The organism is Pseudomonas oryzihabitans (assembly GCF_032027545.1).
Lineage (GTDB): Bacteria > Pseudomonadota > Gammaproteobacteria > Pseudomonadales > Pseudomonadaceae > Chryseomonas > Chryseomonas oryzihabitans_F.
Genome location: NZ_JAVSJB010000046.1, coordinates 1 through 9104, shown reverse-complemented (window position 1 = coordinate 9104; position 9104 = coordinate 1). Strand labels below are relative to the sequence as shown.

The 9104-nt window shown below is 64.1% G+C and carries 14 protein-coding genes and 1 pseudogene; 10 read left to right on the top strand and 5 right to left on the bottom strand.

Going from position 1 to position 9104, the window contains the following annotated elements; translation table 11 throughout:
* The 4 genes and pseudogenes from RND78_RS27270 to RND78_RS27255 form a co-directional block, all read right to left on the bottom strand.
* Nucleotides 1-199, bottom strand: a pseudogene (locus RND78_RS27270) (hypothetical protein); the annotation flags it as partial.
* Between the two features lie 14 nt (nt 200-213).
* Nucleotides 214-399 (bottom strand): hypothetical protein, encoded by a 186-nt coding sequence (locus tag RND78_RS27265; protein ID WP_312733317.1) that lies wholly within the window; start codon nt 397-399, stop codon nt 214-216.
* A 130-nt stretch (nt 400-529) separates the two neighbouring features.
* Complete coding sequence (locus RND78_RS27260; RefSeq protein WP_312733315.1) at nt 530-1228, bottom strand: thermonuclease family protein; 699 nt, start codon at nt 1226-1228, stop codon at nt 530-532.
* Nucleotides 1229-1287: 59 nt separating this feature from the next.
* Complete coding sequence (locus RND78_RS27255; protein WP_312733309.1) at nt 1288-1644, bottom strand: helix-turn-helix transcriptional regulator; 357 nt, start codon at nt 1642-1644, stop codon at nt 1288-1290.
* Between the two features lie 83 nt (nt 1645-1727).
* Between RND78_RS27255 and RND78_RS27250 the strand changes: the two genes are divergently transcribed.
* The 10 genes from RND78_RS27250 (at nt 1728) to RND78_RS27205 (ending at nt 7839) form a co-directional block, all read left to right on the top strand.
* Nucleotides 1728-1991: a DNA-binding protein gene (locus RND78_RS27250; protein ID WP_312733308.1), complete on the top strand. Its 264-nt coding sequence runs from the start codon at nt 1728-1730 to the stop codon at nt 1989-1991.
* Entirely contained in the window at nt 1988-2470 is a 483-nt protein-coding gene (locus tag RND78_RS27245; protein WP_312733307.1) for a YmfL family putative regulatory protein, read from the top strand. The genes RND78_RS27250 and RND78_RS27245 overlap by 4 nt, the downstream gene beginning before the upstream one ends.
* Nucleotides 2471-2576: 106 nt before the next feature.
* Nucleotides 2577-2960, top strand: a complete 384-nt coding sequence (locus RND78_RS27240; RefSeq protein WP_312733305.1) for a hypothetical protein — start codon at nt 2577-2579, stop codon at nt 2958-2960.
* Nucleotides 2957-3313, top strand: a complete 357-nt coding sequence (locus tag RND78_RS27235) for a hypothetical protein (RefSeq protein ID WP_312733303.1) — start codon at nt 2957-2959, stop codon at nt 3311-3313. The genes RND78_RS27240 and RND78_RS27235 overlap by 4 nt, the downstream gene beginning before the upstream one ends.
* Before the next feature lie 75 nt (nt 3314-3388).
* The gene (locus RND78_RS27230; RefSeq protein ID WP_312733301.1) at nt 3389-3631 is read left to right on the top strand and encodes a hypothetical protein; all 243 of its coding nucleotides are present in this window, start codon (nt 3389-3391) and stop codon (nt 3629-3631) included.
* Nucleotides 3631-3849 carry a hypothetical protein gene (locus RND78_RS27225; RefSeq protein ID WP_312733299.1) on the top strand — a complete coding sequence of 73 codons (219 nt, stop codon included), beginning with the start codon at nt 3631-3633 and terminating at the stop codon, nt 3847-3849. Before RND78_RS27230 ends, RND78_RS27225 begins: the two co-directional genes overlap by 1 nt.
* Nucleotides 3850-3851: 2 nt before the next feature.
* Entirely contained in the window at nt 3852-6665 is a 2814-nt protein-coding gene (locus RND78_RS27220) for a toprim domain-containing protein (protein ID WP_312733297.1), read from the top strand.
* A gap of 101 nt (nt 6666-6766) precedes the next feature.
* The gene (locus tag RND78_RS27215) at nt 6767-7024 is read left to right on the top strand and encodes a hypothetical protein (protein ID WP_312733295.1); all 258 of its coding nucleotides are present in this window, start codon (nt 6767-6769) and stop codon (nt 7022-7024) included.
* 2 nt (nt 7025-7026) lie between these two features.
* The gene (locus RND78_RS27210) at nt 7027-7566 is read left to right on the top strand and encodes a Bro-N domain-containing protein (RefSeq protein ID WP_312733293.1); all 540 of its coding nucleotides are present in this window, start codon (nt 7027-7029) and stop codon (nt 7564-7566) included.
* A gap of 3 nt (nt 7567-7569) precedes the next feature.
* Entirely contained in the window at nt 7570-7839 is a 270-nt protein-coding gene (locus RND78_RS27205) for a pyocin activator PrtN family protein (protein WP_312733291.1), read from the top strand.
* Here the strand turns inward: RND78_RS27205 and RND78_RS27200 are convergent.
* Nucleotides 7836-8951, bottom strand: coding sequence for a tyrosine-type recombinase/integrase (locus RND78_RS27200; protein WP_312733290.1), 1116 nt, complete (start codon nt 8949-8951; stop codon nt 7836-7838). The two genes, RND78_RS27205 and RND78_RS27200, sit on opposite strands and share 4 nt — an antisense overlap.
* Nucleotides 8952-9104: the final 153 nt, after the last annotated feature.

Below are 9104 nucleotides of genomic sequence, written 5' to 3'. Positions count from 1 at the left end.
GTCCCCATGCGGGAGCCAGCGCATCGCCCTTCCATTGCCTCAGACAGAAAATCTGGCGAATAGGAGCGTCATCGCTGCGCAGCCAATGCAGCGGCCCTTGAATCTCAAATCCTAAGGCATGCAATCGGGCCTCGACTATTGGTGCAACGATCTCGTGGATCTGATCGATCCGAACCACAGCGAATTTACGTTCTTGCATGCGTACCCCGCTGTTCAGACTTTGGAAGGGAGCGGCCCATTGGCCCAAGCGATGCCCCGTATGATCAGCAGCATGCGCTCCTGATCGACGTCCGACAGTTGCCGGAAGGCATCCAATAGTTCGACCTCGCGCCGCGCCAGCCGACGGTAGCGTTTGTGCCGTTTTCGAAGGGATGAAGGGGTCAAACTCACCTGTTCCATGGCTACACCAATCTCGAAGTACTGTACTTAAGTACAGTACATCCTGTGACATAGGTCGCCAACCCTTGCACGCCTGCTGAGACAGAATGCCCAGCTAAAGGCTGGGCCTTTCTCTGCATCCGCCTAGTCATCAACCACCACAGACGTTCTCACACGGAATACCGTCCTTGTCCCGATCCAACCGGCTCATACCGCACTGCTCGAGATAGAAGCGAGCCTCTGCACAGCTGCTCATCTCCTTGCAGTACTTCTTACCGCCGCTGCAACTGAAACTGTTACTACTCTCAGCCTTGGTTGGCTTGGCAGCGAGATTGATTGTCTGCCCGGTACGCTCTGTCTTTCGCCAGTCCCAGGGAGCCACACGCTCTGCTTCCGGCAACGCCCATAGACCGCGCCTTTGGGCCCTGGCATCAGCCTCAACGGCCAACAGGGCCTTGTCGCGGTTGTATGCTTGATACACCCAAGCAGCACCCTCGCGGACCATCTCGCGGTTCACGTCCTGCCCACCGACGATCACCCGGGCAACCGTGCGTCCGTAGCGATCAGTGTCCTGCACTTGAAGCTCGGCTTGCCTGCCAAACGCCAATGCAGACAGTTGCTGCTGAGCACGGGAGCCATAGGGCTGCGCTCGCTCAGGCGTGTCGATCCCGGCCAGACGGACCTTGAGCTGGCGCTTGTCAGCCGTTAGCAGCGTGAGGGTATCTCCGTCCGAGATACCTACCACCCTGCCGGTGATGGTTTCGGCCTGAGCCCAGAGAGGAAAGAGTGAGGCGGCCAGAATGCTGGCCAGGGAGAGGCGGCGCGCTATTACGCCAAGATGCATCGTCATGGAACTGCTCCTTGTTGATATCCATGCTTCCTGGCCCTCATGGCCAGGGCCGGTACGGCTTACGCCTTACCGGAATCCAGTGCGCCGTCCGCAGCGGCTAGTCCGAAGACCACGCGGCGTGCAGCGTCTTTGCTCTTCTCAGACATTCCCCGGAAATAGGTAATGACCTCATGTTCGTCTGGGGTCAAAGTGGATTCTGCCGCAGGCATACGATCTCCGGTCATGACATACCAAATGTCGACACCCATCCGTTTTGCCTTCAGGAGATAGAGCAAATCTGGCGCTCTTTCCCCTTTTTCGTACGCGTACTGAGTGTTTTTCCCCACATCGAGGGAAGCGCCAAAATCTGTTTGGTTAGGCCCGAGTCGCAAGCGCTCTTCACGCAGCCGGGAACCAATTCCCCACATATCATCCATTGCGCCCTTGACACTCACCAAATAAGGGGAAAAACTATCAGCGGATTCACACGAAACCACACACAATCACACGAAGCCGAACTATGCCGAACGGATACCCGACTGAGCAAGCTTGCACCCAGGCACGCGATCGCCTGAAGCGTCTTGGTTTGAGCGCAAAGGGCTGGGCGCTCCAAAATGGACTTACGCCCAGTACCGTTTACGCGGTACTTAACGGGCAAAAGAAGTGCCTGCGCGGTGAGGCGCACCGAGCCGCAGTTCTGCTCGGCATCAAGCAAGGCGAGATCCCTGCTACCACCGCGGCGCAACACTATGGCCGCACGGCCCAGGGAGAAACTGGAAGATGAAACGCCCAGCCCTAGAGACCCGTCGCCAGGTCGTCAGCGCGGTGATTTGCGCCTATCCGGGCGGCCGAGAGTGCGCCGCCGCCCGCCTCGGCCTGCCGCTCAAAAAGTTCGACAACCACGCCTACGAGACCGCCGGCAGCCGCCCGCTCACCGATGAGCAGATTCGGCTGCTCGAGCAAGAGACCGGCACCACCCACCTGGTGGACTATCTGGCCGGGCAATACGGCGGCTTCTTCGTCCGCCAGGCCGAGGTAGACGACCTGGACAACGTCGATCTCTACGCCCGTAGCGTTGAGACGGCAGTCAGGCGCGGACGGCTGAACCAACTGATCGCCCAGGCGCTGGAAGACGGCGTGATCGACGAGAAGGAGGTAGTCAGTCTGCTGGCCGCCCACCGTCACTACATGGCCGGTAGCGCCGCAGAGATGCATGCGGTCGTCACGCTCCATGTCAGCAAGCCCGGCGGGAAGCCCAGCTAGCCGTAACACCTGAATCCCGTACGACCTGCCAGGGTGGCAGGTAAGTAGTCGGCGCGGAGCGCCAGAACCCGGCCAGGCCGGAGCCGCGTGAGCGGTGGGAGTCACGATGCAGTTTCTGTGGAAGCTCTTTGGCAAGACGAAGAAGGGGCGGTTTCGTTGCGAAATCTGCGGCGCCCCTTTGATCTGCCGGACCAGTTGGTACGAACACATCTTCATGCGGCGCGAGCTGTACCAATGCGACTTCGTGCCCTGCAGCCAGAGCTATTGGGGCCGTACCGAGCTGACCCATGCCGCGAACCGCAGCGGCCTACCGGGCTCGCCACCGTCCCAGCTGCCCATGCAAAACGAGGACTACGTGCGTATGGCGGCGCACGTCTACCGCTACAACCAACACCTCGCCGCGCAGAAGAAGGGTGAACAGCAGCTGGACCTGCTGGAAGCCGACCAGGAAGACCTTCCGCAACTCATGAGAGAGGACCTCGCGTCATGACCACGACACACCACCCCACCGACTATTTCGAGACCATGCAGGCCGCCGCCCTGGGCTTCCTCCGGCGCCATGAGGACCAGTACCTCGGCGAGAGCCAGGCCCTATTCCAGCGCGCCGTGGAGAACCTCCAGACCCTGGGAGTTCAGCGAACCACCGCCGAACGCCTGGTCGCGCGGGCCCACGACCAACTCGAAGCCCTCAAGGGCCACCGCTTCCTCGACATCGACGCCAGCACCGGCGACACCGCCGTCCTGGTCAACCCCGCCACCGGCCTCCGCTATCGCGTACCGGTACTGGAGATCTTCGACGCCCTGATCGACGAAGACCCCGGCGCCCACTCCTCCACCCGCTAACCCCTGACTGACCCGCCCTATGCCCGCCGTTGCGTGGGTAGGGGTGAACTGCGCCCTCTTGCAGCGAGAACCACCATGCCCAGCACCCTGTCCGTCCAGATCGACCTGCCACCGGAGCTCGCCGAGAGCTACGCCAACTGGCTGCAGAGCCGTGTCGACCACACCATCCGCCAGCACCAGTGGGAGCCTCGCTTCACCCGCATCGAGGACTGGACCAGCCGCCGCACCGCCATCCTGCGGCGCTATCCGCCACTGCTTGCCGCCGACCAGACCGCCGCGCAGATCCGCGCCCAGCTTGCCGCCCAGGAGGCCAACTGATGCGCCGCCGACTCGACGTCACCCTCACCCGCACCGGCGGCCAGCCCCTGGTCGTCTCCAACGACGGCGTCCTGGGCGTAATGGGCTTCTGGACCCCCGCCGAGCTGCGCGAACTGGCCCGTGCCCTCAACGTCCTGGCCACCGATGCTGAACGTCACGGCTACGGTGATCTGCGCCTGATACGCGAACTTGGCACCGGCCAGCCGGCGGAGTTCTGAGCATGCGTCAGATGGATCAGCAGCTCCGCGCCGACGTGCTCCAGCGCCTCGAGCGGGAACTCGGCATGCAGCGCATCAGCGGCACCAAGTACCTGCGTAAGGGCGAGTGTCCCGCCTGCCACAAGCGCGAGCTGTTCACCGATCACACCAACCCCTGGGTGGTGAAGTGCGGTCGCGAGGCCAAGTGCGGCCAGAGCTGGCACGTCAAGGAGCTGTTCAGCGAGCTGTTCGAAGACTGGTCCGAGCGCTTCAAGCCCAGCGCCGACGCCCCGGCCGCCAGCGCCGACGGCTACCTGCAGTTCGCCCGCGGCTTCGACCTGGGCCTGATCAAGGGTTGGTACAGCCAGGAGACCTACTGGGACCGCGCCCAGGGCCTCGGCTCGGCGACCGTGAGGTTCAGGCTCGACAAGGGCGGCTACTGGGAGCGCCTGATCGACCGCCCGGCCCGCTTCGGCAAGCAAAAGGCGCGCTTTCAGCCCGGCGCCAGCTACCGCGGCGTCTGGTGGTGTCCGCCGAGCCTCAACCTGCAGACGGTCAAGGAGCTCTGGATCGTCGAGGGCATCTTCGACGCCATCGCCCTGCTGCACCACGGCATCGCCGCCGTCTCGGCCATGAGCAGCAACGCCTATCCCGAACAGTCGCTCAACTACCTGCTCACCGCCCGGGCGGGCAATCTGCCCAAGCTGGTCTGGGCCCTGGATAACGAGCCTGGCGCCCACCGCTACACCCGCCGCTGGGCCCGCCAGGCCCGCGAATTGGGCTTCGCCTGCGAGGCCGCGCAGATCCCTCAGCCGGGCAGCCGCAAGGTCGACTGGAACGACCTGCATCAGCGCTGGACCTTCGAGCCGGACCCGGCCAAGCGTGAGCATCGCCGCGATCTGGACCTCAAGGAAGCTCGCTACCACGGCGCCCTGCTGCTGGCCGACACCGCCGCGGAGAAGGCGGTGCTCATGTACGAATGGCGCGAGCGCCACGAATTCCACTTCACCTTCGAGAGCCGCCTCTACTGGTTCAAGCTCGACCTGGACAAATACAACAAGGCCCTGGCCCACCTCGAGGAATCCGAGCGCGACGAGGATCGCCAGCTCACCAGCAAGCAACAGCGCGACAAGGCCATGCGCCTCGCCGGCAATGTGGTGGAAATCGCCAACTGCGCGCCCCAGGCGCTGTACTTCCAGCGCAACGAGATCACCGACGAGTCCTGGTACTACTTCCGCGTCGAGTTTCCCCACGACGGCCCGGCGGTGAAGAACACCTTCACCGGCGCCCAGGTCGCCGCCGCCAGCGAATTCAAGAAACGCCTGCTCAGCATGGCCGCCGGCGCCGTCTTCACCGGCAGCGGCACCCAGCTCGACAAGATCATGAAGGACCAGCTGTTCGGCCTGAAGACCGTGGAAACCATCGACTACGTCGGCTACAGCCGCGAGCACGGCTGCTACGTCTTCGGCGACCTGGCGGTGCGCGACGGCCAGCTGCACCAGGTCAACGACGAGGACTACTTCGACTTCGGCAAGCTGCGCCTCAAGACCCTGCAGAAGACTATCGGCCTCAAGCCCAACCCCACCGCCGGCGACTACCGCAGCGACTGGCTGCCGCTGCTCTGGACGTGCTTTGGTGCCAATGGCCTGACCGCCCTCACCTTCTGGTTCGGCTCGCTGTTCGCCGAGCAGATCCGCGCCCGCTACCAGTCCTTCCCCTTCCTGGAAGCCACCGGTGAAGCCGGCGCCGGCAAGACCACCCTGCTGACCTTCCTCTGGAAGCTGTTCGGCCGCGCCGGCTACGAAGGCTTCGACCCCTCCAAGTCCTCCACCGCCGGCCGCAGCCGGGCCATGGGCCAGGTCGCCGGCATGCCCATCGTGCTCATCGAGGGCGATCGCAACGACCCCGAGAAAGCCCACGCCAAGAGCTTCGATTGGGACGAACTGAAAGATTTCTTCGGCGGCGGCACCCTGCGCACCCGCGGCATGAAGACCGCCGGCAACGAAACCTACGAGCCCCCTTTCCGCGGCACCATCGCCATCAGCCAGAACGCCCCGGTGAGCGCCTCCGAAGCCATCCTCACCCGGATCGTAAAGCTGCACTTCACCCGGCCGGTACTGACCGATGAGAGCCGCGCCGCGGCCGACACCCTGAGCCGCCTGGACGGCGATGCCCTGAGCCACTTCCTGCTGCTGGCCACCCGCAAGGAGGCCGAGGTGCTGGCCCGCTTCCATGAAGCCTTCCCGCAGTACGAAGCCAAGCTCCGCCGCCTGGGCGACACCTGCTTCTGCTGCGGCGCTCGCCTCGGCGTAGGCGATCACCACTGCCCGAGCTGCCAGAGTGACCTGGTCGGGCACCTGCGCATCGAGCGGATCGTGAAGAACCACGCCATGATGCTGGCCCAGCTCGATTGCCTCTGCCTCGTGGTGGCCATCCCCGAGGGCATGGTGCGCCAGACCCAGCGGACCATGGTTCGTATCGCCTTGGAGCGCCAGGCTGCCATCAGCGCGGACAACCCGGTCGTGACCGAATTCTGGCAGGTCTACGACTACCTTGAATCCATGAGCAGCGACCCGGTCGTCAACCACAGCGATGACGACAGCGTCATCGCCATCAACCTCAACGAGTTCATCGAGCGCGCCGCCGAGCACCGCCAGCGCCTGGCCGACCTGAGCACCCTGCGCGAGCTGCTCAAGGACAGCCGCCAATTCCGCTACCTGGACAACAAGGTCATCACCAGCCGCATCCGCAAGAACCAGCGGCGCGCCAACCCCCTGGACACCCGCCCGGACAAGGTCCGCTGCTGGGTTTTCGCCAACCCAGTGGGCCCAGCATGACCGGCTTCGAATTCCCTCCCCGCGCGGGCCAAAGCGCGGAAACGAAAAAGCCCGGAGGAGCGGCAACTCCCCCGGGCCCTACCACCACCTGGAGACTCATCATGGAAATGACCCAGAGCAGCAGCACGCACCAGCCTATCACGCTCCACCCACCCCTGGTCCGCCGGATCAGGGCCACCGTGCTACTCGGCGAGGCCCTGATCCGCTACCAGGTCAGCCACACCCTCGGCGACCGCATCCACCTGCTGGCCCTGGCCAGCATGGCCAACGCCCTTGGCGCCCTCACCCAGCAAGACGCCGAGGTCATCAACACCGCTCTGGCCAAGCCGGCCCAGCAGCACACCGGTAAAGGGGCTTGAACATGAACAACCTCAATCTCATCAGCAATGCCTTCCAGTTCGCCGAGCGCGATGTCCGTACCGCCATCGGTGGGGATGGGGAGGTCTGGTTCTGTGCCAAGGATGTCTACGAGGTGCTTGGCATCGTCTGGAAAGGTGCATCGGGCAGTCTGAAAAACATCCCCGAAGAGTGGCGAGGGGTATGCTACTGCCAGACGCGTGGCGGGGGTCAGGAGGTCATTTTCATCTCAGAACCCGCTGTCTATCAGACCATTTTCGCCTCTCGTAAACCGGAGGCACAGGTGTTTGCTGGATGGGTTTGCAAAGAGGTACTACCCGCCATCCGCAAGCAGGGCTTCTTCGGCATCGTCCCCGGCCCACAGCGGGCCGCCTACTCCCGGCAGATCGCCAAGCTCACCCAGCAGCTGGTAGGCACAAAGGACGCCTTCGCCCGCCAGCTCCTGATCGCCGAGCTGCGCGACCTGTGCAGTCTGGTCGGCAGGCCGATGCCGGATCCGGCCTTGCTGGGCAAGGACCATCAGCAACTGCCGCTGGAGGTGTGACCGATGAACACCCTCTTCCTGCTCATGGCCCAGTACCAGGGCGCGGCGGTGGTTCCGCTGGAGCGCCTCTGCACCGACTACTTCAGCCACCTGACGCCCACCAAGCTGCGGAGCAAGATCATCGCCGGCGTGATCGACCTACCGCTGGTGCGGATCGAGAACAGCCAGAAAGCCGTCCAGGGCGTCCACCTGGCGGACCTCGCCCGCTATCTGGATCTGCAGCACGAGCGGGCCGTCCGCGAGAACGACAAGCTGCACAACCGGGCACGCTAGCCCGGGACGCGCGCGCCGAGCGTCACCGGCGCCGCGATGATCCTCTCCAACCAGGGCCATCCCGCATAGGGATCGCCCCGGCCTCTCAGGTGCGTATAGCGCCGCAGTGAGTTCCAGTCCCGATGGCCCGAGACGCTGGCCACCCGCGGAATGTCCCAGTCCATCTCGAACAGCCGGCTGACGCCGTCGTGCCGCAGGTCGTGGAAGCGCAGATCCTGCAGGCCCAGGAACTGGCAGGCCTTGGTGAACGACGCCGAGATCGAGTCGCCGTTGTAGGGAAAGATCTCCGCGCACTCGCGCGGCATCGACTGCAGGATCGCCCAGGCCTCGTCCGGGAGGTGGCACCAGACATGGTTGCCGATCTTCTGCCCGGGGTTCTTCATGTCGCGCACCAGCACCGCCTGGCGGCGTTCGTCCAGGTCGTCCCAACGGATACGCGTGATCTCTTCCTGGCGGCGCGTGGAGAAGATGGCGAAGGCGATCACCTTGGGCATGTTGATCGACGCCGGCCGGCGCTGCTGCATCTCGAAGAAGTGCTCCAGCAGCAGGTCCAGCTCCCGCAGCTCCGGCCGCCGGTCGCGCTCCTTGCTCTTGCTGACCATGCCCATCTTCTTCAGCACTCGGCGGGCGTCGCCCATGGCGTGCGGATCGATCTCGTACCCCCACGCCGGCCTGGCGATCGACAGCACCGCCGCCAGATGCGAAAGGTCATTGCCCACCGTCTGCGCCTGCACCCCACCGCCCTCGGCACCCATCCGCCACTGGCCATACTCCACCAGCCGCTGGCTGGTGAGCTCGCGGTCCTGCAGATCCCCGAGCCAGGTCCCGCCGATGGCCTTCAGCGTCGCCTCCTTGGTCCGGCCAAGCGCGCCGCCGTACTGCTCCAGGTACCTGCCGATCATCTGGCGAACCGTCGCGCCCTGCCGCTGGGCCCGCGCCAAGGCACCCGGCTGGGCCAGCTCCGTTTCCCGCTTGCGAATCCAGGCCTGTGCGGTCTGCTTCCGTTCGAAGGTCTGGGATTCTTGGTAGACTATGACTCCTTCGCGGCGCAGCCTGATCTGGGCGGTATACCTCACGCCCTTCTTGGTTTCCCGCCGTGTAATCGTGCCCATTTGCCGTCCAGTGCTAAAAGTTTTTCCGTAGTGCTTAAATTTAGCACTGACCTCCGAAAAACCAGCAAAAACACGGCAAAACAGTGCTACAAACGAAGCCTCTCAATGCTAGCCAAAACCGCCTCAACCCCAGTCACCACGCGCCCTGAGCCG

Coding starts and splice junctions, on each gene's coding strand:
- RND78_RS27205 (WP_312733291.1), top strand. CDS start 7,570: ATGAACACCCTCTTCCTGCTCATGGCCCAGTACCAGGGCGCGGCGGTG.
- RND78_RS27225 (WP_312733299.1), top strand. CDS start 3,631: ATGCGCCGCCGACTCGACGTCACCCTCACCCGCACCGGCGGCCAGCCC.
- RND78_RS27200 (WP_312733290.1), bottom strand. CDS start 8,951: ATGGGCACGATTACACGGCGGGAAACCAAGAAGGGCGTGAGGTATACC.
- RND78_RS27220 (WP_312733297.1), top strand. CDS start 3,852: ATGCGTCAGATGGATCAGCAGCTCCGCGCCGACGTGCTCCAGCGCCTC.
- RND78_RS27235 (WP_312733303.1), top strand. CDS start 2,957: ATGACCACGACACACCACCCCACCGACTATTTCGAGACCATGCAGGCC.
- RND78_RS27215 (WP_312733295.1), top strand. CDS start 6,767: ATGGAAATGACCCAGAGCAGCAGCACGCACCAGCCTATCACGCTCCAC.
- RND78_RS27230 (WP_312733301.1), top strand. CDS start 3,389: ATGCCCAGCACCCTGTCCGTCCAGATCGACCTGCCACCGGAGCTCGCC.
- RND78_RS27210 (WP_312733293.1), top strand. CDS start 7,027: ATGAACAACCTCAATCTCATCAGCAATGCCTTCCAGTTCGCCGAGCGC.
- RND78_RS27255 (WP_312733309.1), bottom strand. CDS start 1,644: ATGGATGATATGTGGGGAATTGGTTCCCGGCTGCGTGAAGAGCGCTTG.
- RND78_RS27260 (WP_312733315.1), bottom strand. CDS start 1,228: ATGACGATGCATCTTGGCGTAATAGCGCGCCGCCTCTCCCTGGCCAGC.
- RND78_RS27245 (WP_312733307.1), top strand. CDS start 1,988: ATGAAACGCCCAGCCCTAGAGACCCGTCGCCAGGTCGTCAGCGCGGTG.
- RND78_RS27265 (WP_312733317.1), bottom strand. CDS start 399: ATGGAACAGGTGAGTTTGACCCCTTCATCCCTTCGAAAACGGCACAAA.
- RND78_RS27250 (WP_312733308.1), top strand. CDS start 1,728: ATGCCGAACGGATACCCGACTGAGCAAGCTTGCACCCAGGCACGCGAT.
- RND78_RS27240 (WP_312733305.1), top strand. CDS start 2,577: ATGCAGTTTCTGTGGAAGCTCTTTGGCAAGACGAAGAAGGGGCGGTTT.